At 72.4% G+C, this 25,990-nt stretch carries 25 protein-coding genes; 13 read left to right on the forward strand and 12 right to left on the reverse strand.

Translation table 11 applies throughout. The annotated features are described in order from the left end of the window. Window positions 1–15: 15 nt before the first annotated feature. The gene (locus ACIG5E_RS06140; RefSeq protein WP_396531815.1) at window positions 16–420 is read left to right on the forward strand and encodes a hypothetical protein; all 405 of its coding nucleotides are present in this window, start codon (window positions 16–18) and stop codon (window positions 418–420) included. Window positions 421–445: 25 nt separating this feature from the next. Here ACIG5E_RS06140 and ACIG5E_RS06145 read toward each other — a convergent pair whose 3' ends face one another. Continuing rightward, on the reverse strand, window positions 446–1,510 hold the full coding sequence (locus ACIG5E_RS06145) for a ScbA/BarX family gamma-butyrolactone biosynthesis protein (RefSeq protein ID WP_396531817.1): 1,065 nt from the start codon (window positions 1,508–1,510) through the stop codon (window positions 446–448). Between the two features lie 352 nt (window positions 1,511–1,862). Between ACIG5E_RS06145 and ACIG5E_RS06150 the strand changes: the two genes are divergently transcribed. Continuing rightward, window positions 1,863–2,480 (forward strand): ScbR family autoregulator-binding transcription factor, encoded by a 618-nt coding sequence (locus ACIG5E_RS06150; RefSeq protein ID WP_396531819.1) that lies wholly within the window; start codon window positions 1,863–1,865, stop codon window positions 2,478–2,480. Window positions 2,481–2,533: 53 nt separating this feature from the next. Here ACIG5E_RS06150 and ACIG5E_RS06155 read toward each other — a convergent pair whose 3' ends face one another. The 4 genes from ACIG5E_RS06155 to ACIG5E_RS06170 form a co-directional block, all read right to left on the reverse strand. Beyond that, window positions 2,534–3,145: a ScbR family autoregulator-binding transcription factor gene (locus ACIG5E_RS06155; RefSeq protein WP_396531821.1), complete on the reverse strand. Its 612-nt coding sequence runs from the start codon at window positions 3,143–3,145 to the stop codon at window positions 2,534–2,536. Window positions 3,146–3,386: 241 nt separating this feature from the next. After that, window positions 3,387–3,596: an acyl-CoA carboxylase epsilon subunit gene (locus tag ACIG5E_RS06160; protein WP_396531823.1), complete on the reverse strand. Its 210-nt coding sequence runs from the start codon at window positions 3,594–3,596 to the stop codon at window positions 3,387–3,389. Between the two features lie 90 nt (window positions 3,597–3,686). Next, window positions 3,687–5,288, reverse strand: a complete 1,602-nt coding sequence (locus ACIG5E_RS06165; protein ID WP_396531825.1) for an acyl-CoA carboxylase subunit beta — start codon at window positions 5,286–5,288, stop codon at window positions 3,687–3,689. 451 nt (window positions 5,289–5,739) lie between these two features. Then, window positions 5,740–6,174, reverse strand: a complete 435-nt coding sequence (locus ACIG5E_RS06170; RefSeq protein ID WP_396531827.1) for a PLD nuclease N-terminal domain-containing protein — start codon at window positions 6,172–6,174, stop codon at window positions 5,740–5,742. 88 nt (window positions 6,175–6,262) lie between these two features. On the opposite strand from ACIG5E_RS06170, the gene ACIG5E_RS06175 reads away from it, so the two are divergent. After that, window positions 6,263–7,720, forward strand: a complete 1,458-nt coding sequence (locus ACIG5E_RS06175; protein WP_396531828.1) for a menaquinone biosynthesis decarboxylase — start codon at window positions 6,263–6,265, stop codon at window positions 7,718–7,720. Beyond that, window positions 7,708–8,613, forward strand: a complete 906-nt coding sequence (gene mqnP, locus ACIG5E_RS06180; RefSeq protein WP_396531918.1) for a menaquinone biosynthesis prenyltransferase MqnP — start codon at window positions 7,708–7,710, stop codon at window positions 8,611–8,613. The genes ACIG5E_RS06175 and mqnP overlap by 13 nt, the downstream gene beginning before the upstream one ends. Window positions 8,614–8,685: 72 nt before the next feature. Here mqnP and gcvH read toward each other — a convergent pair whose 3' ends face one another. The 3 genes from gcvH to ACIG5E_RS06195 form a co-directional block, all read right to left on the reverse strand. Further along, the gene (gene gcvH, locus ACIG5E_RS06185) at window positions 8,686–9,069 is read right to left on the reverse strand and encodes a glycine cleavage system protein GcvH (RefSeq protein ID WP_396531830.1); all 384 of its coding nucleotides are present in this window, start codon (window positions 9,067–9,069) and stop codon (window positions 8,686–8,688) included. Window positions 9,070–9,171: 102 nt separating this feature from the next. Next, the gene (locus ACIG5E_RS06190; protein WP_396531832.1) at window positions 9,172–9,927 is read right to left on the reverse strand and encodes an alpha/beta fold hydrolase; all 756 of its coding nucleotides are present in this window, start codon (window positions 9,925–9,927) and stop codon (window positions 9,172–9,174) included. 65 nt (window positions 9,928–9,992) lie between these two features. Beyond that, window positions 9,993–11,219 (reverse strand): FAD-dependent oxidoreductase, encoded by a 1,227-nt coding sequence (locus ACIG5E_RS06195; protein WP_396531833.1) that lies wholly within the window; start codon window positions 11,217–11,219, stop codon window positions 9,993–9,995. A 97-nt stretch (window positions 11,220–11,316) separates the two neighbouring features. On the opposite strand from ACIG5E_RS06195, the gene ACIG5E_RS06200 reads away from it, so the two are divergent. Next, window positions 11,317–12,123 carry a TetR/AcrR family transcriptional regulator gene (locus tag ACIG5E_RS06200; protein ID WP_396531835.1) on the forward strand — a complete coding sequence of 269 codons (807 nt, stop codon included), beginning with the start codon at window positions 11,317–11,319 and terminating at the stop codon, window positions 12,121–12,123. Beyond that, window positions 12,120–12,263, forward strand: coding sequence for a VOC family protein (locus ACIG5E_RS06205; protein ID WP_396531836.1), 144 nt, complete (start codon window positions 12,120–12,122; stop codon window positions 12,261–12,263). Before ACIG5E_RS06200 ends, ACIG5E_RS06205 begins: the two co-directional genes overlap by 4 nt. 67 nt (window positions 12,264–12,330) lie before the next feature. Here the strand turns inward: ACIG5E_RS06205 and ACIG5E_RS06210 are convergent, their stop codons facing one another. The 3 genes from ACIG5E_RS06210 to ACIG5E_RS06220 all read right to left on the reverse strand — a co-directional run bounded on the left by ACIG5E_RS06210 (window position 12,331) and on the right by ACIG5E_RS06220 (window position 16,195). Continuing rightward, the gene (locus ACIG5E_RS06210) at window positions 12,331–14,385 is read right to left on the reverse strand and encodes an LPXTG cell wall anchor domain-containing protein (RefSeq protein WP_396531837.1); all 2,055 of its coding nucleotides are present in this window, start codon (window positions 14,383–14,385) and stop codon (window positions 12,331–12,333) included. 257 nt (window positions 14,386–14,642) lie between these two features. Next, window positions 14,643–15,359, reverse strand: coding sequence for an MOSC domain-containing protein (locus ACIG5E_RS06215; RefSeq protein ID WP_396531839.1), 717 nt, complete (start codon window positions 15,357–15,359; stop codon window positions 14,643–14,645). Between the two features lie 86 nt (window positions 15,360–15,445). Then, window positions 15,446–16,195 (reverse strand): cyclase family protein, encoded by a 750-nt coding sequence (locus ACIG5E_RS06220; RefSeq protein WP_396531841.1) that lies wholly within the window; start codon window positions 16,193–16,195, stop codon window positions 15,446–15,448. Window positions 16,196–16,286: 91 nt separating this feature from the next. On the opposite strand from ACIG5E_RS06220, the gene ACIG5E_RS06225 reads away from it, so the two are divergent. The 6 genes from ACIG5E_RS06225 (at window position 16,287) to ACIG5E_RS06250 (ending at window position 22,125) form a co-directional block, all read left to right on the forward strand. Next, window positions 16,287–16,961, forward strand: coding sequence for a UbiX family flavin prenyltransferase (locus ACIG5E_RS06225; protein ID WP_396531843.1), 675 nt, complete (start codon window positions 16,287–16,289; stop codon window positions 16,959–16,961). Window positions 16,962–17,080: 119 nt separating this feature from the next. Further along, window positions 17,081–17,539 (forward strand): Lrp/AsnC family transcriptional regulator, encoded by a 459-nt coding sequence (locus tag ACIG5E_RS06230; protein WP_030055719.1) that lies wholly within the window; start codon window positions 17,081–17,083, stop codon window positions 17,537–17,539. A gap of 3 nt (window positions 17,540–17,542) precedes the next feature. Beyond that, window positions 17,543–18,505: a threonine/serine dehydratase gene (locus tag ACIG5E_RS06235; RefSeq protein ID WP_396531844.1), complete on the forward strand. Its 963-nt coding sequence runs from the start codon at window positions 17,543–17,545 to the stop codon at window positions 18,503–18,505. Window positions 18,506–18,558: 53 nt separating this feature from the next. Continuing rightward, window positions 18,559–19,722 (forward strand): aminofutalosine synthase MqnE, encoded by a 1,164-nt coding sequence (gene mqnE / locus ACIG5E_RS06240; RefSeq protein ID WP_396531845.1) that lies wholly within the window; start codon window positions 18,559–18,561, stop codon window positions 19,720–19,722. 115 nt (window positions 19,723–19,837) lie between these two features. Then, complete coding sequence (locus ACIG5E_RS06245) at window positions 19,838–21,058, forward strand: L,D-transpeptidase family protein (RefSeq protein ID WP_396531846.1); 1,221 nt, start codon at window positions 19,838–19,840, stop codon at window positions 21,056–21,058. A gap of 122 nt (window positions 21,059–21,180) precedes the next feature. Next, window positions 21,181–22,125: a beta-ketoacyl-ACP synthase III gene (locus ACIG5E_RS06250; RefSeq protein ID WP_396531848.1), complete on the forward strand. Its 945-nt coding sequence runs from the start codon at window positions 21,181–21,183 to the stop codon at window positions 22,123–22,125. Window positions 22,126–22,498: 373 nt separating this feature from the next. Here ACIG5E_RS06250 and ACIG5E_RS06255 read toward each other — a convergent pair whose 3' ends face one another. After that, on the reverse strand, window positions 22,499–23,146 hold the full coding sequence (locus ACIG5E_RS06255; protein WP_396531850.1) for a TetR family transcriptional regulator: 648 nt from the start codon (window positions 23,144–23,146) through the stop codon (window positions 22,499–22,501). Between the two features lie 415 nt (window positions 23,147–23,561). Between ACIG5E_RS06255 and ACIG5E_RS06260 the strand changes: the two genes are divergently transcribed. Next, the gene (locus ACIG5E_RS06260) at window positions 23,562–25,982 is read left to right on the forward strand and encodes a PQQ-binding-like beta-propeller repeat protein (protein WP_396531852.1); all 2,421 of its coding nucleotides are present in this window, start codon (window positions 23,562–23,564) and stop codon (window positions 25,980–25,982) included. The last annotated feature ends 8 nt before the right edge of the window (window positions 25,983–25,990 follow it).

A 25,990-nucleotide genomic window follows, 5' to 3' on the forward strand; every position in this document is an offset into this window, starting at 1 on the left:
GGAGGAAATCGCGCAATGGAGTGCGACGAGGTCATGCTGACCGTCCGAATCACCGCCGCCGAGCAACTGCTGCTCCGACGGCTCGCCCAGGGACACCGGAGCGACGTGTCCGAAGTGGTGGCCGACGCTCTGCTGGACATCATCCCCACGCTCAGCGCACCGGGGGACGCCTACCGGCTGCTGAGCGCCCTCGCGATGCCTGCGCCGTGCGCGCTGACCGTCTGGCTGCCGACCGCTCTGGCCGACCTGCTGGTGCCCGGCGCGGCCCGGATCGCCCAGATCACCGACGTCCGGATCGAGTCGGCCAGCGCGGCCCTGGGTGCGGCGCTGCGGCTCTGGCTGGCCCAGGACCCGGTCCGGCTGGCGGCCAACCTCAGCGTGATGCACGCCGGGCGGCCGGCCACCCTGGTGGCCGCCTGACGGGGCACCGGCCCGCCTGACGGGCTCAGCTGGCCAGCGGCAGCAGGCCGGGAACGGCGGGGCGGCCGTCGAAGGCGTCCCGCCGGACCGGCACCCGTGGACCGTCGACCGGCTCGGTGAGCAGCCGGCACTCGGCCGCCGTCCGCCCGTCCTGGAGCAACCGGACCAGGACGGGGGTGCGGCGGCCGTCCGACGACTGCTCGCGGACGGCCCGTACGAAGCAGGGCCGGTCCAGTTCGATGTAGCGGTCGAAGGAGGTCACCAGCTCGACCGGCACCACCGGCTCGGGGTGGTGCAGCCGCTGGGCGGCCTGCCGGGCGGCCTCCAGGACCAGCATCCCGGGCACGTGGTCCAGCTCGTGGTCGAACAGCACCGGGTGCCCGGCGTCGGCGCGCAGCAGCCAGGTGTCCGGCCGCAGGGTCGGGCTGAGCACCACGTCCGCGGGCTGCGCCCGGCCGACGAGTTCGGGCGCGGCGGGCTCCGGCGGCAGCAGCGGCGTGACGACGCCCCGGCCGGGGCCGCGCAGCCGCTCGTACGAGGCGGGGGTGACCACCCGCAGCTGGCCGGAGCCGTGGCCGATCCGCCGGCCGTCCCGGGTGATCTCGGCGTGCACCCGCAGCGAGGCGAGCCGGCCGTGCCGCATCCGGACGTCCTGGCAGCCGACGGTGAGCATCAGCGAGGCCGGTCCGGCGGTGACGGCGAGGCCCGGCAGGCCCGCCTCGCCGAGCGCGTAGCCGAGGTCCTCCATGACGAAGTGGTGGTCGCGCGGCACCCCGAAGCCGGCGTGGCCGACCAGCAGCCCGGCCTGCCGGACGGTCTCGGCCATCAGCACCGGGTCGTGGTAGCGGTCCCCGGGGAGCCGGTAGAAGCCGTGCAGCCGGGGCCACTGGGCGCCGAGCAGGAAGTCGTACGGGCCGGTGGCCTGCCAGCCGGTGAGGAAGACCTCGGAGACGGAGGCGCGGTGCACCAGGTGCCGGGAGACGGTCCGGTCGTGGAAGTCGTAGCCGGAACCGGGGCCCGCGCTCGGGTGTACGCCGGAGCCGGGGTGGGCGTACGGGCCGTGAACGTCCGGTTCTACGATCAATGGCATGACTGGCCCCAGCTCCAGGGTCTCGGTCGAGCGGCCGCTACGGACGCCCCACAGCAAAACATACATACCACCCGGTTTGTCTTCTGCGACTGGGGGTGACCCCGTTGCAGTGCCCGGGCTGACCACGCTACCCGGCCCCTGGTCTGCGGTGATGCCTGAAACGGGGAGGGCAGACCTTGGGCGGGGGGCGGTCCCCGCTGGACGGCGGGGGCGACACAGGCGCTAGATTAGATACCAACCATGCGGTTTCGGCGAGTGCCGTCCGCATGCGAGGCGCCGCCACCGACCGAGGGGCGCGCCGACAGCAGCCGGGTGGGGCGGGGAGCGCGACCGGCGGAGTCCGGAGGGGTCAGTGGTCAAGCAGGAACGCGCGGGGCGGACCAGGCAGGCCGTGCTGCTCGCGGCCGCGGACACCTTCGCGCAGGCCGGATTCGAGGCCGCCAGCCTGGTCGACATCAGTCGCCGGGCCGGGGTGAGCAAGGGCGCCCTCTACTTCCACTTCGTCTCCAAGCAGGCCCTGGCCGACGGAGTGCGGGCCGCCGCCGGGCGGGAGATCGGCTCGGCCGCGCTGCGCGCCCTGCGCGCCGAGGGCCGGGCCGTCCAGGGGCTGATCGACTTCTCGTACGAGCTGGCCCGGCTGCTGCGCGAGGACGTGGTGGTGCGGGCCGGCGTCCGGCTCGGCCGCCGGGGACCGCGACCGGACGACTGCGCCGCCGGACCGGACGCCACCTGGCGCAGCCTCACCGCCGTCGTCCACCGCCTGCTGGACCGCGCCGAGCGGGCCGGCGAGCTGCGCCCGGGGGCGGACCGGCGCGCCTGCGCCGAGCTGCTCACCGCGGTGGTGGCGGGCCAGGTGCTGCTGGCCGCCGACCGGTTCGGGCGCCCGGCGCCGGAGGCCGTACGGCGGCTCTGGGCGGCCGTGCTGCCGGCTCTGGTGGGGCCGGAGGGCTGCGCGGGCTACCGGGTCTGAGCGGTCAGCCGCGGTCGCCGCGGTGGGCCGCGGTGGGCCGCGGTGGGCGACGCTCAGCCGCGCTCGGCGACGCTCAGCCGGGCGAGCGCGTGCGGCTGGACCAGCCCCGGCAGCAGCAGCGTCCACAGGTCGGCCATCCGCTGGATCAGGTCCTGCCGGTCGGCCAGCACCTGGGAGCTCAGCTGGATCCCGGTCACCGCGCCGGTGATCACCCCGGAAGCGGCCACCAGGTCGATCCCCGGGTGGAGGTCCCCGGCCTCCCGGGCGCGCTCCAGCAGCTCGCGGACCAGGTCCATCCAGCCCTGGTAGGCGGCGATCTGCGGCTGGGTGAAGCTGCCGTGCTCGATGGTCAGCCGGATGCTGCCGCGCACCAGCGGGTCCTCCTGGAGCGCGCGGGCGAACGCGTACCCGAGGTCGATCAGGGTCTGCACCGGGCTGTCCGAGGACGGCACCCAGGAGGCGATCCAGGCGCCCTGGCCCTCGATCACGGCGAGCGCCAGCTCCTCCTTGGAGTGGAAGTGGAAGTACAGCGCGCCCTTGGTGACGCCGGCCCGGTCCAGGATCTCGGACATCGTGGCGGCGGCGTAGCCCCGCTCGTCGAACACCTCGGCCGCCGCGAGGAGTACCGCCTGGCGGGTCGCCAGCGCGCGGGCCTGCCTGGCCATCGCAGCCTCCCTGGAAAGTTCTGTACCTCGGCAGCGGCCGATCCTATGGGGGCCGACGGGGCAGACGGGCGCGAACCGTCCGGTAGGTATCCTACCGAGCCGCTCCGGGCCCGATCGGACGGGTACGAACAAGTGCGCGCACGCCCCGGTCCGGCCCGAGGGTGCGGCCCGAACCGCCCGAACGGCCCGACGGCCGGCCACCCGGATGGGGTGACCGGCCGTCGGGTGAGGCCCGGAACCGTCAGGCGGCCTGCTGCCAGCTGACCGGCGAGTAGTAGGCCGGGCGGCGCTCAAGCCGCTGCCAGCGGGCGATCGGCTCGACCTGCGCGGCGGCCGCGGCCTGCTGGGCGACGGCCGCGCGGGCCGCCAGAACGGCGGTGAGGGCGGCGAGTTCCTCGTCGGAGAGGTTGCCGCGGACGATGCGGACGAGGGGTTCGGCGGAAGCGGTCATGTCCTGGTTTCTCCCCCGGTTGCTGTTGCTGTTGCTGTTGCTGTGGTGTGTGGTGGCGCTCGGCGCGGCCCGCTGCTGCGAACAGCGCTGCTACATCGGCGGGTTGCCGTGCTTGCGGCTGGGCAGGTCGGCGTGCTTGGTGCGGAGCATGGCCAGCGCGGAGGCGATCACCTGGCGCGTCTCGGCCGGGTCGATGACGTCGTCCACGAGGCCGCGCTCGGCCGCGTAGTACGGGTGCATCAGCTCGCTCTTGTATTCCTTGATCTTCTGGGCGCGCATGGCGTCCGGGTCCTCGGCGCCGTTGATCTCGCGGCGGAAGATGACGTTGGCGGCGCCCTCGGCACCCATCACCGCGATCTCGTTGGTCGGCCAGGCGTAGGACAGGTCCGCGCCGATGGAGCGGGAGTCCATCACGATGTAGGCGCCGCCGTAGGCCTTGCGCAGGATCAGCGAGATGCGCGGCACGGTGGCGTTGCAGTACGCGTACAGCAGCTTGGCGCCGTGCCGGATGATGCCACCGTGCTCCTGGTCGACACCGGGCAGGAAGCCGGGGACGTCCAGCAGGGTGACCAGCGGGACGTTGAAAGCGTCGCACATCTGGACGAAGCGTGCGGCCTTCTCGCTGGCGTTGATGTCCAGCACGCCGGCCAGCGACTGCGGCTGGTTGGCGATGATTCCGGTGACGTGGCCGTCGACCCGGGCCAGCACGCACAGCACGTTGGTCGCCCAGCGCTCGTGGACCTCCAGGTACTCGCCGTGGTCGACGATCTCCTCGATCACCTTGCGCATGTCGTACGGGCGGTTGCCGTCGGCGGGCACCAGGTCCAGCAGGCTGTCGTTGCGGCGCTCGACCGGGTCCTCGCTGACCACGGACGGCGGCATCTCGCGGTTGTTCTGCGGCAGCAGCGACAGGAGGTAGCGGACCTCCTCGATGCAGGACTGCTCGTCGTCGTAGACGAAGTGCGACACGCCCGAGACGCCGGCGTGCACGTCGGCGCCGCCCAGGCCGTTCTGGCTGATCTTCTCGCCGGTCACCGCCTGGACCACGTCCGGGCCGGTGATGAACATCTGCGAGGTCTCGCGGACCATGAAGACGAAGTCGGTCAGCGCGGGGGAGTACGCGGCGCCGCCGGCGCACGGGCCGAGCATCACCGAGATCTGCGGGATGACGCCGGAGGCCTTGGTGTTGCGCTGGAAGATGCCGCCGTAACCGGCCAGGGCGGTGACGCCCTCCTGGATGCGGGCGCCGGCGCCGTCGTTCAGCGAGACCAGCGGGGCACCGGCCGCGATGGCCATGTCCATGATCTTGTGGATCTTCTGCGCGTGGGCCTCGCCCAGGGCGCCGCCGAAGATCCGGAAGTCGTGCGCGTAGGTGAACACGGTGCGCCCGTGCACGGTGCCCCAGCCGACGATCACGCCGTCGGTGTGCGGCTTCTTGGCCTCCAGGCCGAAGCCCTGGGCGCGGTGCCGGCGCAGCGGCTCGACCTCGCGGAAGGAGCCCTCGTCCAGCAGCAGCTCGATGCGCTCGCGAGCGGTCAGCTTGCCCTTCGCGTGCTGGGCCTCCGTGGCCTTCTCGCTCGGGCCGCGACGCACCTTCTCGCGGAGCTCGTGGAGCTCGGCGACCCGCCCCTTGGCGTCGACCGGGACCTCGGGGACCTCGCCGCCGACCGGCGCCTCATGCACAACCGTCATCTCGAACCACTCCAAGGGTGAGGGAACTGTCCGACAGCCAACGTCTGCTGTGCCCCCAGCTGCGAATCAACTTCTTCACTTATGACTGTACGAGGGGCCGTGCGCTGGTTTCGGCGTCGATTCCGTACAAGGTCGAGTTCGTTTAGCTGTCAGGCCTGCACAGAAGAGGTCGGGTCGAAGGCGTTGCGCTCGGTGTCCGTTCGAATGCTGAGGGTTGTCGGGCGGATGATGGTCCGATGATCTGAACATGAAGAAAAGCGCAGGTCAGGGCTGTCTCACAGCACTGTAGGACGGCCGTCTAGGGTACGGCTAAAGCGTCACTCAATCGCGAGGCCGGGAACGGGCCGATTCGTGTCAGAGGGTCCCCAGTCGTAGGGAAGCGCCAAAAACGCCGCAGCCCACCCGCGGCTGCCCGGGTGGGCTGTCCGGGGGACCGGCCGAGCCGCTCCGATCAGCTCTTTCGTCCGTCCTCGGGCTCGTCCCCGCCGCGCAGATCCCGCTCCCGGCGGCGCAGATCGGCCTCCCACTGCTTGAGCATGTCCTCGTGATCCTTGTCGTTCCCCTTCAACGACCCGTTTCCGAGGGACGCGAGGAACTCCGGATCGTCGTCCGGCGCCAGCGGACGCCCGCCCCGCGTGCCGCCGCCGTACCCAGGCTGCCCGTCGGCGGCCGACCGCCCGTCCGGCGCGCCGGTCGGCAGGAAGCCGCGCCGCTTGCCGGCCACCAGCCAGGCGATCGGGCCCAGTGGCGGGAAGAGCAGCACGATGATCAGCCAGATCGGCTTCGGCAGGTGCTTCACCTCGCCCTCGGGCGTCACCAGGCAGTCGATGAACGCCCACACCCACAGCGCGAGCGGAAGGACGATGGTCAGAAGAATCCTCAGCACGGCTGCGATCTCCCCCCGGCGGTAGCGGCGGGCGCCTTCCCGGGCCCTTGACGCAAGCCAGGTTATCTGGTGGCGGATACTGACAGGCATGGCATACGACGATCTCCGCTCGTTTCTCCGGGCCCTCGACCGCGAGGGCGACCTCAAGCGCATCAAGGCGGAGGTGGACCCCCACCTGGAGATCGGCGAGATCGTCGATCGCGTGCAGAAGGCCAAGGGCCCGGCGCTGTTGTTCGAGAACGTCAAGGGCTCGTCGATGCCGCTCGCGATGAACGTCTTCGGCACCGAACGGCGCCTCGCCAAGTCGCTCGGCCTCAAGGGCCCGGAGGACATCTCCGAGAAGATCGCCGGCCTGCTCAAGCCCGAACTGCCGCAGGGCTTCACCGGCTTCCGGGACGCCTTCGGCAAGCTCGCCTCGATGGCGCACGTCCCGCCGCGGCACGTGAAGCCCGGCGACGCCCCGGTCCAGGAGGTCGTGCTCACCGGCGACGACGTCAACCTGGACGAGCTGCCCGCCCTCTTCACCTGGCCGCTGGACGGCGGCTCCTTCTTCAACCTGGGCCTGACCCACACCAAGGACCCGGACACCGGCATCCGCAACCTCGGCCTCTACCGGCTCCAGCGGCACGACCGGCGCACCATCGGGATGCACTGGCAGATCCACAAGGACAGCCGCAACCACTACGCGGTCGCGGCGAAGCGCGGCGAGCGCCTCCCGGTCGCGATCGCCTTCGGCTGCCCGCCGGCCGTCACCTACGCGGCCACCGCGCCGCTGCCCGGCGACATCGACGAGTACCTGTTCGCCGGCTTCATCGCGGGCGAGCGGGTGCGGATGGTCGACTGCAAGACCGTCCCGCTGCAGGTCCCGGCCGACGCCGAGGTGGTCCTGGAGGGCTGGCTGGAGCCCGGCGAGATGCTCCCCGAGGGCCCGTTCGGCGACCACACCGGCTTCTACACCCCGCAGGAGCCCTTCCCGGCGCTGACGATCGACTGCGTGACGATGCGCCGCCGTCCGATCCTGCAGTCCATCGTGGTCGGCCGCCCGCCGACGGAGGACGGCCCGCTGGGCAAGTTCACCGAGCGGTTCTTCCTGCCGCTGCTGAAGATCATCATCCCGGACATCGTCGACTACGACCTGCCCGAGGCCGGCGGCTTCCACAACTGCGTGATCGTCTCGATCGACAAGAAGTACCCCAAGCACGCCCAGAAGACGATGCACGCGATCTGGGGCGCCCACATGATGTCGCTCACCAAGCTGATCATCGTGGTGGACTCCGACTGCGACGTCCACGACTACCAGGAAGTCGCCTGGCGGGCGTTCGGGAACGTCGACTACAGCCGCGACCTCACCGTGGTCGAAGGCCCGGTCGACCACCTCGACCACGCCTCCTACCAGCAGTTCTGGGGCGGCAAGGCGGGCATCGACGCGACCCGCAAGCTCCCCGAGGAGGGCTACACCCGGGACGGCGGCTGGCCGGAGATGGTGTCCTCGGACCCGGCCACCGCCGCACTGGTCTCGCGTCGCTGGAAGGAATACGGACTGTGAGCACGGCCGCTGTCGAAACCCCGGGGCGCACGAAGGCGTTCCTGCGCCTGGTGATGATCGAGCACTCGGTCTTCGCCCTGCCCTTCGCCTACATCGCCGCGCTGACCGCCATGTTCCTGGCCGACAGGCGGGTGCACTGGGGCGAGCTGTTCATCGTCACCGTCTGCATGGTCGGCCTGCGCACCTTCGCGATGGCCGCCAACCGGATCATCGACCGCGAGCTCGACGCCCGGAACCCGCGCACGGCCGGGCGTGAACTCGTCACCGGCGCCGTGTCGTTGAAGACCGCGTACGTCGGGTCGGCGGTCGCCCTGGTGGTGTTCCTCGGCGCCGCGGCGATGCTCAACCCGCTGTGCCTGGCCCTCGCCCCGGTGGCCGTGGTGCCGATGGTGGTCTACCCGTACGGCAAGCGGTTCACCGACTTCCCGCAGGCCATCCTGGGCCTGGCCCAGGCCATGGGCCCGGTGGGCGCCTGGCTCGCGGTGACCGGCAGCTGGTCCTGGGAGGCCGTGGTGCTGGGCGTCGCGGTCGGCGTCTGGATCGGCGGCTTCGACCTGATCTACGCCTGCCAGGACGTCGAGTCCGACCGGGAGAACGGCGTCGGCTCCCCGCCGGCCCGCTTCGGCGTCCCGGCCGCGATCCGGGGCGCCCGGGTCTGCCACGTCCTCACCACCCTGCTGCTCGGCTGGTTCGCGGTCCTCACCCACGCCGGCCCGGCGTTCTGGACCGGCCTGCTGGTCGTCGCCGGCGCCTTCGTCTACGAGCACACCATCGTCCGGCCCCACGACCTGTCCAAGCTCAACCGGGCCTTCTTCCAGACCAACAGCTTCGTCGGCATCTCCCTGTTCTTCTTCGCCCTGGTCGACCTGGTCATCCGCGGCCTCGGCATCTGAGACCGCGGCATCTGAGGCCGCGGCGCCCGCCGGAAACCGGCGGCGCCGCGCCTCCGGGAGTCAGGGTGGTCGCTACTCCTTGATGTAGGCCTCGTACTGGGCCGGTGTGAGCAGCTCCTTCAGCTCCTCGGTGTCGGTGAGCGTCAGCTCGATCATCCAACCGCCGCCGTACGGATCGTCGTTGACCTGCTCGGGTTCGTCGTTCAGGTCCTCGTTCACCTTGGTGACCGTTCCGGACAACGGGACGTAGAGCTCGCTCACCGACTTGACCGACTCCACCGAGCCGAACGCCCGGCCGAGGTCGAACTTGTCCTTCTCCTTGGGGAGTTCGACGAAGACGATGTCGCCGAGCTGCTTCTGCGCGTAGTCGGTGATGCCCACGCGGGCGGTCTTGCCCTGCACCAGGACCCACTCGTGGTCCTTGGTGTACCTGAGGTCGGTGGGGACGGCGGACATGGCTTCCTCTTTCGTTCGGGCGGTGCGCCGGTTACGGGGAGGAGCCTGCTACACATCCCCGCCCCCGACCGTGAACTCACTCGAACGAGTGAAGGCCGCGCGTCAGTTGTGCAGGAAGGACTCCAGCGAGGACGCCAGTGCGACCGGCGCCTCGTACATCGGGTAGTGCCCGGTGCCGCCGAGCTCCTCCAGCTCCGCGTTGGGGTAGTGCTCCAGCCAGGTGCCCCGCATGACGTCGGCGGTCAGGGCCAGGTCGTGCTCCCCGACGATCACCTTGACCGGTACGGGGTTCCCGCTGGTCCGGCGCTCCAGGTCGGCCGTCGTCCAGTCCCGGACGTAGCCGTCGAAGGCCGCGGCGTTCGACAGCCGCAGCGACTGGTCGACCATCCGGTCCAGCCAGACCCGGCCGGCCCGCTGGCCGGTGACCAGGTCGAGGATCGCGTACCGCTTCTCCCGGTCCTCGGCGGCGCCGTAGAACAGCGCCTCGCCGGCCTCGTCCAGCGGGTACGCCCCGGCCGGCACCGGCGCCAGGCCGACCAGCTTGCGCACCCGCAGCGGCGCCTCGGCGAGGACCTGCTGGGCCGCCTTGCCGCCCATCGAGTGGCCGACCAGCGAGAAACGGTCCCAGCCGAGCTGGTCGGCGAGGGCGAGCGCGTCGGCGGCGATCTCGGCGAGGGTGTACGCGCCGGTGACGTCCTTGCGCTCGCCGTAGCCGCGGTAGTCGAGGAAGGCGTAGCTGAAGGACCTGCCGTCGAGGTAGTCGAGGAAGGGGCCCCAGCCCGCGCTGGTGCCGAACCAGTCGTGCAGGACGAGGACGTGGTGGTCGCCGGTGCCGGTCACGCGGTGAGGGATCGTCATGCCGGTGGTCGTTCCCCGGAAGGCACCCGTCCGAACGGCCGGTCCGCGGAGCGCTGTCCGCCGGATCAGGCGGACGGCCGCCGGGCGAAGGCCGGGGCGTGTTCCGGGCGCGGTCCGAAGGCGATGAGGCGGGAGAGGGCCAGCCGGACCGCGGGCACCCGGCGGGAGACCGTGGCGAACCCGGTGGGCGGGCCGGAGCGGCGGCCGGAGAGCACCGGGGCGAACATGACGCCGTGCAGGATCCGCTGGAGCCGCTGCATGACCACGGTGGGCCACCAGCGGCGCTGCTGCACCCGGGCCAGGGCGGCGACGGTCGGGCGGCCGCGCCGGAGCGGTTCGGCGAGCAGGGTGGCGGCGGCGACGGCGTCCTGGATGGCGAGGTTGATGCCGACCCCGCCGGCCGGGGACATCGCGTGGGCGGCGTCGCCGATCAGCAGCAGCCCGTCGACGTACCAGCGGTCCAGCCGGTTGAGCCTGACGTCGAGCAGGTGGACGTCGTCCATGCTCGCCAACTGGTCGACCCGGTCGGCGTACTGCGGCATGATCCGGGCGATCCGGGCGCGGAAGCGCTCGATGCCCTCGGCGCGCAGCCGGGCGTCGGAGCCCTTGGGCTTGAAGTAGGCGATCTGGAAGAAGTCGTCGCGGGTGAGGCTGAGCGCCATCTCGCCGTCCCCGAAGCCGGGGGTGAGGTTGGGCGGTGCGGCCTGCTCGTGGGCGTGCCGGGGGAGCCGGAACCACCAGACGTCGAAGGGCACCGGGTACTCCTCGGGTGTGAGGCCGGCCTCCCGGCGCAGGGTGGAGTGCCGGCCGTCGGCGGCGACGGTGAGGTCGGCGCGGATCTCGCCCTCCTCGCCGTCCCGGGTGCGGTAGCGGACGCCGACCACCCGGCCGCCCTCCCGCAGCAGCCCGGTCGCCTCGGTGTTCATCCGCACGGTGAAGGTGGGCTCCTTCCTCGCCTCCCCGACCAGGAAGTCGAGCAGGTCCCACTGCGGCATCATCGCGATGTAGTTGTACGGGGCGGGCAGCTTGTCGAAGGCGCTCAGCGCGACGGTGCCGACGCCGGGCACCGGCACCATCAGGTTGCCGAGCCGGCTCTGCGGCAGTTCGGCGAACTTCCGGCCGAGGCCGAGTTCGTCCATCAGCCGCACGGTGGAGGCGTGGACGGTGTCGCCGCGGAAGTCGCGCAGGAAGTCCCCGTGCTTCTCCAGCACGGTCACCTCGACGCCCGCGCGGGCCAGCATCAGGCCCAGCATCATTCCGGCCGGTCCGCCCCCGGAGACGACGACGCTCATGGCTTTCTCCCCTCGGTCCCCTTGCCGTTCCTGTTTGGAACTCGCATATAGAGAATCTCTGGAACCGTCTCAGGTGTCAAGTAGTACGATGTTTCACATGGAGGACCTGGTGGCGGCCGCCCTCACTGCGGCGAAGGAACGGGGACAGGACGTCGCGGACGTCCCGCTGACGGCGATCGCGACGGCGGCCGGCATCTCGCGCAGTACGCTGCTGCGGCGGCTCGGCGGCTCCCGGGCGGCGCTGGACGAGGCGGTCCGGGAGACGGGCGTCGACCCGGGTGGACGCCCGCCGGTGCGGGAGCGCGCGATCGAGGCGGCGGCCCACCTGGTGGCCGAACGCGGCCTCGGCGCGATCACCCTGGACGCGGTCGCGGACCGCGCCGAGTGCTCGCTGCCCAGCCTGCACGCCGTCTTCGAGGGCCGGGACGGCCTGCTCGCCGCCGTCTTCCTGCAGTACGGCCCACTGCCGGACCTGGAGGCGCTGGCGGCCGACCCGCCCGAGCGCCTGGAGGACACCGTCCGGGCGCTCCACCACACCTTCCTCGCCAGCTTCTCCGACGGGCCGCGGATCATCCCGGCGGTCTTCGCCGACCTGCTCAGCCGCCCCGACGGGCCCGCCGCCCGGATGATGGCGGTCCACATGCCACGGATCATCAAGGGCCTCGGTGGGCTGCTGCTGCCCCACGTCGAGGCCGGCCGGATCCGACCGTTGCCGCTCCCGGTGCTGGTGCAGCTGCTGCTGGGCCCGCTGCTCAGCCGCGTCCTGATGCGCCCGGTCCTGGAACCCGCCCTCGGCGCCGGCCTGCCATCGCTGGAGGAGTCCATCGACCTCTTCGCCGAGGCCTACCTGCGAGCGGTCACCCTGCCCGGACCCGACGAGAGCACACCCGGAGGAGAGCTGTGATCGGCACACTGCAGTGCCTGGTGCGGGACTGCCCGGACCCAGCGGTCCTCGCCCTCGGCGCCGTACGGCTGCACGACGCCGGCGGGTGGCGTGTCTACGTCGACCCGGCCGGGCATCCGTTCTGCCTGATCAGGGGCTGAAAACGCCGAGCCCCGGCCCCCGGACAGTGCCGGGGAGCCGGGGCTCGGGTGAGCTTCGGGGCAGGGATCAGGCGCTGCGGCGGCGACGCGCGAAGAAGATCGCGCCGATGCCGCTGGCGAGCAGGCCGGCGGCGGCCGCCGCGGCCGCCAGCATGCCGTCCGAGCCGGTGTGGGCGAGGGTGCCGCCCGCCACCTGGGTGTCGGTGGTGTCGGTGGTGCCGGCGCTGGTGCCGGTGGCGTTGGAGCCGCCACCGGAGGTGGTGGTGAGGCCGGCCTTGACGGCGGTGGTGCCGCTGTCGGCGGCGCCCTCGCCGGTGCTGCCGGCCGGGGTGGCGGTGACGTCGACGGGGAAGCCCTGGGGGCCGATGAAGGCGGGGGAGCCGCTGTCCTCGCCGAGGACGGCCCAGGTGTTCACGTAGGTCCGGCCGATCGGGGCGTCCGTGGTGAAGGCGAGGCGGACGTGCTTGGTGACGGAGGCGCCGGCGGGCAGGTTCTTGTCCGCGGTGAGGTGGTAGACGACCTGGTCGGCGCCCGGCTGGGTGGTCGGGACGCCGGTGATGTTCTCCCAGCTGCCGTCGGCCTTCTGCACCTGGAGGGTGCTGCGCCGGTCGGCCTGGACGACCGGGGACACGTTGTCGTAGGCCGAGGCGCTGGGGTTGGCGACGGTGACGTCGAACTCGGCCGGGGCGCCGCCGGGGGCGGCGCTGGTGGGCGCGCCCTTGGTCTGCACGTCGAGGGCCTTGAGCGCGACGTCCTTGGTGCTGTCGGCGAGGACGTGCTGCCCCGTCGTGTCGAGGACGGACGAGGTGAGCTTGACGGTGCCGCTCTGGCCGGCCCAGTCGCTGTTGAGCGGGGCGGCGAGGCGCAGCTGGACGGTCTTGGTGCCGTGGGCCGGGACGGTCACGCCGGCGAGCGAGCCGATGAAGTGGAACCCGTCGGGCTGCTGCTGGAAGGTGAGCCCGACCGGCTTCCAGGCGCCGTCCGCGTCGCGGGACTCCAGGGCGATGCGGCCGTCGCTGCGGGCGGCCGGGTTGCTCGCGTCGAGCTTCAGGTTGAACGGTGCGTCGGAGCTGCCCGCGTTGGTGACGGTCTCGGTGAACTCGACCGGCTGGCCGCCGTTGCCGATCGACGCCGGCTCCTGCACCGACAGGCCCAGGGCGGAGCCGGTGAGGTTGATCGCGATGTACTGGGGGCCGACGATGACGGGCGCGTAGTCGCTGCCCTGGTCGAGCAGCGCCATCGGGTGGACGTAGGTCGTGCCGATCTTGGCGTCGCCGGTGAAGCCGAGGCGGAGGTGCCGGGTGAAGGTCTCGCCGGGCGCCATGTTCTGGTCGCCCGCGAGCTGGTAGCTGAGGTCTCCGTCGGCGTGGGGGAGGGAGGTTCCGGTGAGGGTCTCCCAGCTGCCGTCGGCCTTCTGCATCTGGAGGGTGCTGTACTTGTCGGCCTGCAGGACCTTGGCGACGTTGGTGAAGCGGGAGGCGCTGGGGTTCTTGATGGTGACGTCGAACTCGACCGGCGCGCCGCCGACGACCGCGGTGGTCGGAGCGTTCCCGACCTCCAGGGTCACGTACTTGGCCGAGACCTCCTTGGTGCTCTCGGCGAGGACGGTGCTGCCGGTCGCGTCGAGGATGGCGGAGCTGAGCTTGACGGTGGACACCCGGTCGGTCCAGTAGGCGTGGAGCCCGGTGGTGAGGCGCAGCTGGACGGTCTTGGTGGCACCGGCGCCGACGGTCAGGCCGGGCACCGTGTCGGTGACGGGCTTCCAGGTGCCGTCCGCGTCACGGTAGTCGACCTTGATGACCTGGTACGCGAGGGGGCTGGCGTCGGTCGTGGCGTTGACCCGCAGCTTGAACGAGGCGTCGGTGGTGCCGGAGTTGGTGACGGCCTCGGTGAACTCGACCGGCTCTCCGCCGCGGCCGACCGTCGCGGGCGCGTTGACCTGAAGCGACGGCTTGTCGGCCGTGGCCTTGGCGGTCGGCTCGGCGGACGCGGTGGCGGTGGCGGTGGCGGCCGGGGCGTCGGCGGCGTAGGCGGCGGGGGAGGCCACCACGGCGCCGGTGGCCAGCAGCACGCCCAGGGTGGCGGCGGTGAGAACGGTGGAGCGGGAACGACGTGCACGCACGACGGACATGAGTAATACCCCCCAGGGTGTTTCACCGGCAGCGTCCTGCCGCCGGTCGATCAGCGCGGTCTTGGTCGGACCCGAGGTCCGGGGTGGTGCCCCCGGTGTTGCCTGCGGGCCGCTCCGGCGGGCTTCCCCGCCGCTCACTCACATAGACGTGCGAGGGGCGCGCGGGTTGCAGGTGGGTTCAAAGTTTTTTCGGAGAATCCCAGAAACTCCCCTGACCTGCGGGTTTGACCTGCACCATGCCCAACGGCTCAGTCCAGCACCAGCCGGTCGCCCAGTCGCAGCCGCCCCGGGGCGGCGACCTCGGCGAGGGCGTCGAGCCGGCCGTCGTGGGCGTGCGCGATCGCCTTGAGGATCTCGGGGGCGTGCGGCAGTCCGGGTTGCGGGGCGCCGGTCATCGAGCAGCGCTCGCTGGAGGTGACGAAGGCGAACCGGGCGCTGTCCGGGGCCTCGCCGCCGGTCCGGCGGCCGAACCAGGTGTCCTCGACGAAGGGCGGGGTGCCCGGCGGGGTGCGCAGCACGATGTTGGGGCGGAAGCGGCGTTCGTCCACCACGGCGAACGGGACGGCCTCGCGGACCCAGTCCAGGGTCGCGGTGGTGAGCAGGCTGACCGGCAGCCGGTCGAAGTGCGAGACGGCGTCCTCGCGGGCGAGTTCGACGTCCTCGCGCTGGAGGTAGGCGCGCAGGAAGGCGGTCGGGTGGTCGACCGGGCGGCCGAGCGGGTCGAACAGTTCCGGGCCGTCGATCCGGTGGCCGAGGCGGGCGGAGAGCCGGAGCAGGCCGTCCATCCGGCGGAAGCGCCGGGTGTTCTTGCCCGAGCCGAGCTTGCCGGAGGCGTCGCGGATGGCGTAGAGGCGGTCGCCGGCCAGGCCGCGCACGTCCACGTCGACGGCGTCGAGCCGCTCACCGCCGGTGGACTTCACGGGGTAGCGCCAGAGCCGCTCGACCACTCCGATGATCTCAGCCATGGCCGGACAGCCTAGTGGCGTCACCGGGGGATGGTCTAGACCAAGTCCCTTGTCGGGTGGGCCTCCCCGCAGTGCCCGGATCCGGCTCAGCCCAGCCGCGCCACCGCCCGCACCGGCGCCCCGTCCGCCGCCACCAGCCGCAACGGGAACAGCGAGACCTCGACCGGCCGGCCGGCCTCCTGTGCCGCCAGCAGCGCCCGCAGGTCGGTCAGGTTCTCGGCGATCACCCCGCCGCCCTCCGCCCCCAGCAGCACCCGGTGGGCGGCCAGCGTCGCCTCCTCCACCGCCGAGTCGGGCCCGTCGTGCTCGTCGGTGAGGTCGGCGAGCAGCGCGGCCACCGCCCGGTCGTCCGGCCCCGGGTCGGGGGTGGGGTCGACGCTCAGCGCGTCCACGCCGACCGTCCGCACCCCGGCGGCCACGATCGCCTCGGCGGCGGCCGGGGTGAGGCTGGGGTGGGCCAGGTAGGCGTCGGTGCCCCAGTGCCGGGCCCAGCCGGTGGCCAGCAGCAGGACGGAGCCGTCGCCGCAGCGCTCCAGCGCGGGTGCCAGCAGGTCGGGGGTGACGGCCGTACGGGGCTCCAGCCCGCGCAGGTCGGCCACCACGGCCGGGCCGGTGAACCGCTCCAGCGGCAGCCCGTCCAGGGTCGGCCAGGTGACGTCCACGTGGTACGGCGCGTCCACGTGCGTCCCGGACTGCGAGCCGAGGTGCAGGGCCAGCACGTTCACCCCGGCGGTGGCGGTGGTGAGCGCGGGCTCCAGCAGGACGGCCGGATCGCCGGGGTAGACCGGCATCGCGGTGGTCACCTGATGGGTGAGGTCGACGAGGGTCGCTGCCATGCGCCCCATCCTCCCAGGGGGCGCGCCCCCGCGGGCCCGCTCCGCCGTCCCCGGGCCGAAGCCGCAGGTGGGGGCGGGACAGAATTGCCCCATGGGAACTGCGAAGCGTCAGCCGTGGGTGGTCGGGGTCTCGGGAGCATCGGGGACGCCGTACGCGGCCTCGGTGATCCGGGCGCTGCTCGCCGCCGGTGAGGCGGTGGACCTGATCGTCAGCCGGGCCGCCCGGCTCACCATCCTGGACGAGACCGGCATCTCCTTCCGGGACGCCCACTGGCGCGCCGACCTCGCGCGCTGGCTGGGGACGGAGGACGGCCTGGACGACGTCCGCTACTGGCCGGCCGGGGACTTCGCGGCCGGCCCGTCCAGCGGCTCGTACCCCGCCAAGGGCATGCTGGTGGTCCCCGCGACCACCGGCGCGGTGGCCGGGATCGCGCTCGGCCTGAGCAAGGACCTGCTGCAGCGGGTGGCCAGCGTCACCCTCAAGGAGCGCCGTCCGCTGGTCGTGTGCGTGCGCGAGACACCACTCAACGGGGTGACGTTGAAGCACTTGGTGGAACTCGACGCGCAGGGCGCGGTCGTGCTGCCCGCGTCGCCCGGTTTCTACGCCGGCGGCTCCACCGTGCGCGAACTCGTGGATTTCGTGGCCGGCCGGGTGCTGGACGCGGTCGACGTGCCGCATTCCCTGTACCTGCGCTGGGAGGGGGAGTTGGGCGCGGCCGCCCGCAAGTCGGACGCCGGGGACGGCGATCGGGCTGAGGGGGAGTAAGGAGACCGAGGGCGGGAGAGTATCTTCTCTGCGATATCCGGGTCGGTCGGCGCACGGCGCCTTTGAATCCGGATAATGATCTGTGGGTCTGGTGAGGTTCGGAAGGACGCGGACGGTATATGGACACGGTGGACAGACAGCTCATCCAGGCGCTCCGGGAGAACGGCCGCGCGTCCTACGCCGAGCTGGGCCGGCTGGTCGGCCTCTCCGGCCCGAGCGTCACGGACCGCATCAACCGCCTGGAGCAGGCCGGTGTGATCACCGGCTACCGCGCGACGGTCAACCCGGCCTCGCTCGGCTTCGGCGTCACGGCCCTGATCGGCCTTCAGCTCACCGACGCGGCCGACCACGAGGACGTCGCGTTCCGGCTGAAGGACCTCAACGAGGTCGAGGACTGCTGGTTCATCGCGGGTGACGACTCCTACATGCTCAAGGTCCGGGTGGCCGACGTGGCCGGCCTGGAGTCGGTGGTGAAGCGGATCTCGGGCACGAAGGGCGTGGCCAGAACCCGCACCACCGTCGTACTCTCCACGAAGTGGGAAAACCGGGTGAGTGAGCTTCCTCCTGTAGGAGAGTGACGTATGGCACTGGTCGGTCTGGAGGAGCTGCGCGCTGCCCGGCAGCGGATCGCGGGGGTGGCCGTACGCACCCCGCTGGTTCCCGCCCCCTGGGCGTCCGAGGGCGAGCGGCGGCTCTGGCTGAAGCCCGAGAACCTCCAGCCGACCGGGGCCTTCAAGACCCGCGGCGCCTACAACCGGCTGGCCGCGCTGACCGGGGACGAGCGCGCCCGCGGCGTGGTCGCCCAGTCCAGCGGCAACCACGCGCAGGCGGTCGCGTACGCGGCGCAGCTGCTCGGCATCAAGGCCGTGATCGTGATGCCGGACACCTCGCCCGCGGTGAAGGTGGAGGCCACCCGCTCGTACGGCGCCGAGGTGATCGTGGTGTCGCCGGCGGAGCGCGAGACCCTGGCCGGCGAGCTGGCCGACCGGCACGGCTACGTCTGGGTGCCGCCGTACGACGACCCGTTCATCATCGCGGGCCAGGGCACCGTCGGCCTGGAGATCGCCGAGGACGCCCCGGCCGGGCTGGACACCGTCCTGGTGCCGGTCAGCGGTGGCGGTCTGATCGGCGGGACGGCGGCCGCGCTCAAGCTCACCCGCCCGGGCATCCGGGTGATCGGCGTGGAACCGGAGCTGGCCGCCGACGCCCAGGCGAGCCTGCGCTCCGGGCGCCGGGTGGAGTGGCCGGTCGCCGATACCTACCGGACCATCGCGGACGGGCTGCGCACCCCCTCGGTCGGCGCGCTGCCGTACGAGCACATCACCACCTACGTGGACGACATCGTCACCGTCACCGAGGACGAGATCCGTGCCACCGTCGCCCTGCTGGCCCGCCGCGGCCGGCTGGTCGCCGAGCCCTCCGGCGCGGTCGCCCCGGCCGCGTACTTCCACCGCGCCGCCGAGACCGGGGGCCAGACGGTGGCCGCCGTGGTCAGCGGCGGCAACATCGACCCGGCACTGCTCGCGGAGCTGCTGTCCGCATAGGCGTAACCTCGTCTCCGGCAAGGAATCGAATGTCGGAGGAGGCGGGTCACCGCATGGACGCAGGGCTCAAGCGCGAGCTGGAGGCGAAGGTCTACGCGGGTGAGCGGCTGACCCGCGAGGACGGGATCGCGCTCTACGAGAGCGACGACCTGGCCTGGCTGGGCGGGCTGGCCCACCACGTGCGGACGCGGAAGAACGGCGACGTCGTCCACTTCAACGTCAACCGCCACCTCAACATGACCAACGTGTGCAGCGCGTCCTGCGCGTACTGCTCGTTCCAGCGCAAGCCGGGCGAGAAGGACGCGTACACGATGCGCATCGAGGAGGCCGTCCGCCTCGCCAAGGCGATGGAGAGCGAGTCCCTCACCGAGCTGCACATCGTCAACGGCCTGCACCCGACCCTGCCGTGGCGCTACTACCCGCGCTCGCTGCGGGAGCTGAAGGCGGCGCTGCCGAACGTCTCGCTGAAGGCCTTCACCGCCACCGAGATCCACTGGTTCGAGAAGATCAGCGGCCTGTCCGCGGACGAGATCCTGGACGAGCTGATCGACGCCGGCCTGGAGTCGCTGACCGGCGGCGGCGCGGAGATCTTCGACTGGGAGGTCCGCCAGCACATCGTCGACCACGAGACCCACTGGGAGGACTGGTCGCGGATCCACCGCCTCGCGCACGGCAAGGGCCTCAAGACGCCCTGCACCATGCTGTACGGCCACATCGAGGAGCCCCGCCACCGGGTCGACCACGTGCTGCGGCTGCGCGAGCTGCAGGACGAGACCGGCGGCTTCCAGGTCTTCATCCCGCTGCGCTACCAGCACGACTTCCACGACTCCAAGGACGGCGTCGTGCGCAACAGGCTGATGGCCCGTACCGAGATGGCCACCGGCGCCGAGGCGCTGAAGACCTTCGCGGTCTCCCGGCTGCTCTTCGACAACGTCCCGCACGTCAAGGTCTTCTGGGTGATGCACGGCGTCACCACCGCCCAGCTGGCGCTCAGCCACGGCGCGGACGACATGGACGGCTCGGTGGTCGAGTACAAGATCACCCACGACGCGGACAACTTCGGCACCCCGAACAAGCTCGGCCGCGAGGACCTGCTCGGCCTGATCCGGGACGCCGGCTTCCGCCCGGTGGAGCGCAACACCCGATACGAGGTCATCCGCGAGTACGACGGCCCGGACCTGACGCGTCGCGAGACCCCGCAGGCAATGCGCCTCTGACCTGCGCACTCCCCGCCGCCCGGACCGCACTCGCGGTCCGGGCGGCGGCGCCTTCACGGCTCCAGCACGCGACCCGGGTTTACCAACGGGTACGGCGTTTGGCAGGATCGACGGCATGTCCGGTTCTCATCGCGCCACCGAGTACCCGCCGTACGAGCCGATGCAGGAGCCGGTGTACGGGGTGCCGCAGCAGTCGCACGAGGCGCCGTACGGCGCTTACGAGCCGTACCAGCAGAGCTACCACGGCGAGTACCAGCAGACCGCTGACGGATACTTCGAGACGTACGACCAGCCGTTCCAGGAGTACCCCGCCGAGCCCCAGCCGGCGTACCCGGAGTACCAGGAGTACCAGGAGTACCAGGAGCCGGTCTACGAGCCGTACCAGCAGCCGGTCCACGAGGAGCTCGCGCCCGTGGCGCCCCTCGCCTCCGTGACCCCCGCCGCGGCCCCCGCGCCGGGTGGCCGGGCCGCCGCCCGGGGTCGTCGGCGCAAGGCCAAACAGAAACGTCACGGCAAGGCCGTGATGGCCGGCACCGCGCTGCTGGTCGCGGCCGCCGCCGGCTGGTACACCGTCGGCCAGGACGGCGCCAAGTCCGTCGCCGCCGCTGCCGACGGCCCCGGACCGGAGGGCGTCAGCAAGCCCGACCACCCCGCACCGCCCGCCCCCGCCGCCGTCCAGGCCGCCGCCGACCGGCAGTCCGCGCCCCCGGCCGCCGGCCGCAGCGAGACCCGCCCGGACGGCTCGCTGGCCGCGATACCCGGCCTCGGTGCCGCCTTCACCGCGAAGATCCCTGCCGCGACCACCCAGGTCGTGGTCGCCACCGGCCAGGGCAAGGACACCGACAAGAACAGCGTCACGCTGTGGACCCGCACCCCCGAGGGCCGCTGGCTGGCCGGGGAGACCTGGCAGGGCCACAACGGCAAGAACGGCTGGACCACCGACCACAACGAGGGCGACCTGCGCAGCCCGATCGGCGTCTTCGATCTCACCGACGCCGGCGGCCACAACGACAACCCCGGCAGCAAGCTCCCGTACGACAAGGACGCGAGCTTCGTGGTCTCCGGGACGGGCTTCTTCGGCGACCAGCTGGCCGGCTCCTTCGACTACGTGGTCGCGATCAACTACAACCGGGTCGCCGGCAGCTCCCCGCTCGACATGCGCCGCCCGATGGGCAGCAAGAAGGGCGGCGGCATCTGGCTGCACGTCGACCACGACGGCCCGACCCATGGCTGCGTGTCGATACCCGAGGACAAGATGGCCCAGCTGATCCGCACCCTGGACCCGGCCGCCCACCCGGTGATCGTGATGGGCGACGCCGCCTCGCTGGCCGCCTGACCTCGACGGACGCCCGGACCCAGGCGCCCCAAGGCCCTTGTGGAGCCCCTACAGATCGACGGTGCGGATCCTGTAGCCGGTCATGCCCGGCTGACCAGCGGGTAACCCGGTTCCATGGCAGCATGAGCGGTTCGCGCATTGTGGCACTCGGCCACTACCAGCCCCCCAAGGTCCTCTCCAACGACGACCTGGCGGCACTCGTCGACACCGATGACGAGTGGATCCGCAGCCGGGTCGGCATCCGCACCCGGCACATCGCCGAAGGCGAGACCCTGGTCGACCTCGCCACCGAGGCCGCCCAGAAGGCCCTGGCCAACAGCGGCCGGACGGCGGCGGAGATCGACCTGGTCGTCGTCGCCACCTGCACCGCGATCGAGCGCAGCCCCAACACCGCCGCCGCGGTGGCCGCCCGGCTGGGCGTCCGTTCGCCCGCCGCGTACGACATCAACACGGTCTGCTCCGGCTTCTCCTACGCGCTGGCCACCGCCGACCACGCGATCCGGGCCGGCGCGGCTTCGCGCGCCCTGGTGATCGGTGCCGAGCGGATGTCCGACACGCTCGACTGGACCGACCGCTCCACCTGCGTGATCTTCGGCGACGGCGCCGGCGCCGCGGTGGTCGAGGCCCAGGACGAGGGCGCCGAGCCGGGCATCGGGCCGGTGGTCTGGGGCTCCGAGCCGGAGCGGGGCGACGCCGTGGTGATCACCGGCTGGGACCCGGTGATCAGCCAGCAGGGCCAGTCGGTGTTCCGCTGGGCCACCACCCAGCTCGCCCCGCTGGCCCGCGAGGCCTGCGAGCGGGCCGGGCTCGACCCGTCGGAGCTGAAGGGCTTCGTCCCGCACCAGGCCAACCTGCGGATCATCAACGCGATCGCCGCCAAGCTGGGCCTCGCCGACGCGGTGGTGGCCCGGGACGTGGTCGACTCCGGCAACACCTCGGCCGCCTCCATCCCGCTCGCCTTCTCCAAGCTGGTCGAGCGCGGCGAGCTCTCCCCGGGCGACCCGGTCCTGCTCTTCGGCTTCGGCGGCGGCCTGGCCTACGCCGGCCAGGTCGTCCGCTGTCCGTGACTCGCCCGCTCGCCTCCGGGGCGCTCTGACCCGGTGCCGACGGTCGGCGCTCCGGCGCCCGTTCCTCGCTTGTCGCTTCTCCCTTTCGGCGCCGGCGCGCTCCTTCGGCTCGGGGCGGGTTCTCGCCCGCTCGCCTCCGGGGCGCTCTGACCCGGTGCCCGGGCGAAAACCCGCAGGGCGCCTCCGCGGCGGGCCCTGGAGCAGCAAATGCCGGTGGGCGGGCACCCTGGGTGAGGGGGCCCGCCCACCGGCATGTCTGGCGCGCGTACGGTACGTCGGCGGACCTCCCCCGAGGACACGGCCGCCGTCCGTCGGTCCCCGGACAGGAGGCCGGGGCTGCGCGCGGAGCGGATGGTGGATCGAACGGACGGTGTTACTTGGGCGCCTTCTTCCCGGTGACGCCCAGGTACACCAGAGGAGCGAGGTTGGGCTTGAGGTCCTTGACCTTGACGCCCCAGGAGGTGAAGGCCTTCTGGTGCTCGGCCGCCGAGGCGAGCAGCGAGACCAGGGCCCCGGCGACGGCGTTCGGGTCGAGCGACTTGTCGGCCTGACCCTTCGCCTGGAGTTCCTTGACGGCCTCGGCGAGTGGCTTGGCGACCGAGTTGAGGACGGTCATGCGGATCTTGAAGAACCGCTTGTCCCCTTCTGCGGCACCGAGCGTGACCACTCGGAGAATGGCGTCGTTCTTGCGCCAGAAGGCGAGGAATCCGTCGACCAGTTCTTCCGAAGTGGTCGGTCCGGACTTCCCTGCCCAGGACTTTCCGGTCACCAGCTCTTTGAGGGTGTCGGAGTCCTTGGCCATTTCCTCGGCGATTTCGAGGACTGCGCCCTCGACATCCGGGAAGTACTGGTAGAAGGTCGCGGGGGAGGTACCCGCCATACGGGCGACGTCGATGACCTTGACGTCCCGATAGGGCGACGTGCTGAGCATCTCGCGGAGGCAGTCGAGCAGCTTCTGCCGCGTCTCCTGTCCGCGTCGCCCGGCGACGCGACCGTCGACGGTGCGAACTTGTCCTGTCATGCCGTCAGCTTACCGTGGCAAGATCTTGGCGCGATTCGGTGATGCGACTATTACTCCGCACGGGGGGTTGCTATAGCGCCCCGAACCACTTCGGACGGATATTCACCGGGCCGCGAAGCCGTTCTTGAAGCCCCCCCGTGTGCTTATGACCCCATAGCGTGACGGCGAGTCCGCTGAGGGGTGATCGGGTGACAGAGCGTGACCGGCTGCACGGGTGACTGATCGACGGTTCGGGCCCCGGCGCGCAAGCCGGGGCCGGAGCGGGCGTCAGAATCCGGCCGTTCCGTCATCGCTGACCAGCGGACTGTCCGGCGCCCGTCTCCCGGTGGGGGAGGTTGGAGATGCGCCGGGCGGCATTGGAGAATCGGGTCCGGCACCACGCGGCGGGTGCGGACAACGGGGAGGTGGCTGCGGAGTGGACCAGCTGACGGCGCACGATCCGAGGCGGATCGGGCCCTTCGAGGTGCTGGGGCGGCTGGGCGCGGGTGGGATGGGGCTGGTCTACCTGGCGCGCTCCGCCTCGGGGCGCCGGGTGGCCATCAAGACCGTCCGGGGGGAGCTGGCCGAGGACGAGCTGTTCCGGGTCCGCTTCGCCCGTGAGATCGCGGCGGCCAAGACGGTCGGCGGCTTTTACACCGCGGCCGTGGTGGACGCCGACGCGGACGCCCGGGTGCCCTGGCTGGCCACCGCGTACATCCCGGCGCCCTCGCTGGAGGACCTGGTCGAGGAGTGTGGCCCGCTGCCGGTGGAGGCCACCCGCTGGCTGGTCGCCGGCATAGCCGAGGCGCTGCAGTCCATCCACGCGGCCGGGCTGATCCACCGCGACCTCAAGCCCTCCAACGTCCTGGTGGTCGAGGACGGACCCAAGGTGATCGACTTCGGCATCGCGTCCGGGGTCTCCAGCACCCGGCTGACCATGACCAACGTCGCGGTCGGCACCCCCGCCTACATGTCCCCGGAGCAGGCCCGGGACAGCCGTACCGTCCGGGGCGCCAGCGACGTCTTCTCGCTCGGCTCGCTGATGGTGTTCTGCGCGACCGGGCACCCGCCGTACCGCGGCTCCAACCCGGTCGAGACGGTGTTCCAGCTGCTGCGCGAGGAGCCGGACCTGACCGGCATGGCGCCCGAGCTGATGGACCTGGTCCGCGCCTGCATGCAGCAGGCGCCCGAGCGCCGGCCCACCCCGGCGCAGATCCAGGCCGAGCTGGCCCCGCACCTGTTCTCCCGGGACGACGCCTCCGGCGAGGCCGGCGAATGGCTGCCCGCCCACGCGCTGGAGCTGATCGAGCGCAAGCGCGGCCGCCGCCCGAGCGCGCCGGCGCCCCGCCCGTACTCCGGCCCGGCCGAGCCGCCGCAGCCGCCGCCCCTCCAGGCCCCGCCGCAGCAGCCGCCCGCGCCGCCGCAGCCCGTCGGCGCGGACGACCCGCGCACCTACCCGGGTGCCGGGCAGGCGCCGCCGGCCGGGCCGGTGCACGCCGGGTCGCGCCCCGGGGCCCCGGACGGCGAGATCCCGACCGCGAAGATCCCCTCCAAGAACAAGCACCGGGCGCCCACCGGCGGCGTGGCCGTCGAGGTGCAGCTGTCCGGCGCCTCGGTGCGGATAGGCCCGGGGCCGCGGGCCGAGCACGAGCAGCCCGGTCCGAGCACCGCCCCGGCCGCGACCGACTGGGTCCGCCGGGCGGCGCCGACCCCGCCGCCGGTCCCTCCGCTGACCCCGACCCCGCAGCCGTCCCCGGCTCCGGCCGCCCGCTGGCGCCCGTGGCGGTTCCGGATGTCCAACGACGTCTGGGGCACCCCGGTGGTCGCGGACGGCACGCTCTTCGTCTCCAGCTTCGAGGTGCACGCGCTGGACATTGGCTCCGGCGAGCGCCGCTACAAGACCCGGGACGTCGCCTGGGCGCTCGCGGTGGACGCCGGGCGGGTGCACGCCGCCGACGGCCCGCACCTGTACACCGTGGACGTCGCGGACGGCACCGAACGCTGGCGCACCTCGCTGGACGGCTGGGTCTACTCGCTGTCCGCCGCCGACGGCGTGCTCTGCTGCGGCGTGCGGGGTGGCGGTGTCCAGCTGCGCGCGGCCGCGACCGGCGCCGAGCTGTGGCGCGCGGACGACGCCCAGCAGGACTACGAGAACCCGCAGTCCGGCCCGGTCCTGGTGGGCGGCTCCGCCTACTACTACGGCGCCGGACGGCTGCGCTGCGTGGACCCGCGCGGCGCGGGCCTGCGCTGGTCCTTCCAGGTCGGCGAGGACGTGCCCTCGCACCCGGTCGAGCGCGGCGGCGTGCTGTACGTGACGGCGGGCACCCGGGTGTACGCGCTGGACGCGGCCAGCGGGGCCGAGCGCTGGCGCTTCGACGCCCCGGTGGTGCTGTTCACCCCGCCCGCGCTGGACGGCGACGCGGTCTACGTGGCCGACTACCTGGGCACCGTCTACGCGCTGGACGCGGCCACCGGCCTGGACCGCTGGCGCGGGGTCACCGGCAGCCGCCAGGGCGCCGAGCCGGTGGTGGTCGGGGACGGCATGGTGCTGGTGGGCAGCGGCGAGGTGCTGTACGCCTTCGAGGCGGCGACCGGCCGGGAGCGCTGGCGCTACACCGCGCGCGGCGAGATCGTCGGCTCCCCGGCGGTGGCCGACGGCCTGGTGCACCTGGGCAGCCGGGACCACTCCCTGCACACCCTGGACCTGGCGACCGGGCAGCTGCGCTGGGAGCTCGGCACCAAGGGCGAGCTCACCGGCTCCCCGGTGGCGGTCGGCGGGCGGGTCTTCGTCGGCTCCAAGGACCGCTGCGTGTACGCGCTGGACGCCTACTACGGCACGGCGGTGCCCGCCCGCTGAGCGGGGCG

Source organism: Kitasatospora sp. NPDC053057, from assembly GCF_044546945.1.
Taxonomy (GTDB): domain Bacteria; phylum Actinomycetota; class Actinomycetes; order Streptomycetales; family Streptomycetaceae; genus Kitasatospora.

Coding starts and splice junctions, on each gene's coding strand:
- ACIG5E_RS06140 (WP_396531815.1), top strand. CDS start 16: ATGGAGTGCGACGAGGTCATGCTGACCGTCCGAATCACCGCCGCCGAG.
- ACIG5E_RS06145 (WP_396531817.1), bottom strand. CDS start 1,510: ATGCCATTGATCGTAGAACCGGACGTTCACGGCCCGTACGCCCACCCC.
- ACIG5E_RS06155 (WP_396531821.1), bottom strand. CDS start 3,145: ATGGCCAGGCAGGCCCGCGCGCTGGCGACCCGCCAGGCGGTACTCCTC.
- ACIG5E_RS06160 (WP_396531823.1), bottom strand. CDS start 3,596: ATGACCGCTTCCGCCGAACCCCTCGTCCGCATCGTCCGCGGCAACCTC.
- ACIG5E_RS06165 (WP_396531825.1), bottom strand. CDS start 5,288: ATGACGGTTGTGCATGAGGCGCCGGTCGGCGGCGAGGTCCCCGAGGTC.
- ACIG5E_RS06175 (WP_396531828.1), top strand. CDS start 6,263: ATGGCATACGACGATCTCCGCTCGTTTCTCCGGGCCCTCGACCGCGAG.
- gcvH (WP_396531830.1), bottom strand. CDS start 9,069: ATGTCCGCCGTCCCCACCGACCTCAGGTACACCAAGGACCACGAGTGG.
- ACIG5E_RS06190 (WP_396531832.1), bottom strand. CDS start 9,927: ATGACGATCCCTCACCGCGTGACCGGCACCGGCGACCACCACGTCCTC.
- ACIG5E_RS06195 (WP_396531833.1), bottom strand. CDS start 11,219: ATGAGCGTCGTCGTCTCCGGGGGCGGACCGGCCGGAATGATGCTGGGC.
- ACIG5E_RS06200 (WP_396531835.1), top strand. CDS start 11,317: ATGGAGGACCTGGTGGCGGCCGCCCTCACTGCGGCGAAGGAACGGGGA.
- ACIG5E_RS06215 (WP_396531839.1), bottom strand. CDS start 15,359: ATGGCTGAGATCATCGGAGTGGTCGAGCGGCTCTGGCGCTACCCCGTG.
- ACIG5E_RS06220 (WP_396531841.1), bottom strand. CDS start 16,195: ATGGCAGCGACCCTCGTCGACCTCACCCATCAGGTGACCACCGCGATG.
- ACIG5E_RS06225 (WP_396531843.1), top strand. CDS start 16,287: ATGGGAACTGCGAAGCGTCAGCCGTGGGTGGTCGGGGTCTCGGGAGCA.
- ACIG5E_RS06230 (WP_030055719.1), top strand. CDS start 17,081: ATGGACACGGTGGACAGACAGCTCATCCAGGCGCTCCGGGAGAACGGC.
- ACIG5E_RS06235 (WP_396531844.1), top strand. CDS start 17,543: ATGGCACTGGTCGGTCTGGAGGAGCTGCGCGCTGCCCGGCAGCGGATC.
- mqnE (WP_396531845.1), top strand. CDS start 18,559: ATGGACGCAGGGCTCAAGCGCGAGCTGGAGGCGAAGGTCTACGCGGGT.
- ACIG5E_RS06245 (WP_396531846.1), top strand. CDS start 19,838: ATGTCCGGTTCTCATCGCGCCACCGAGTACCCGCCGTACGAGCCGATG.
- ACIG5E_RS06250 (WP_396531848.1), top strand. CDS start 21,181: ATGAGCGGTTCGCGCATTGTGGCACTCGGCCACTACCAGCCCCCCAAG.
- ACIG5E_RS06255 (WP_396531850.1), bottom strand. CDS start 23,146: ATGACAGGACAAGTTCGCACCGTCGACGGTCGCGTCGCCGGGCGACGC.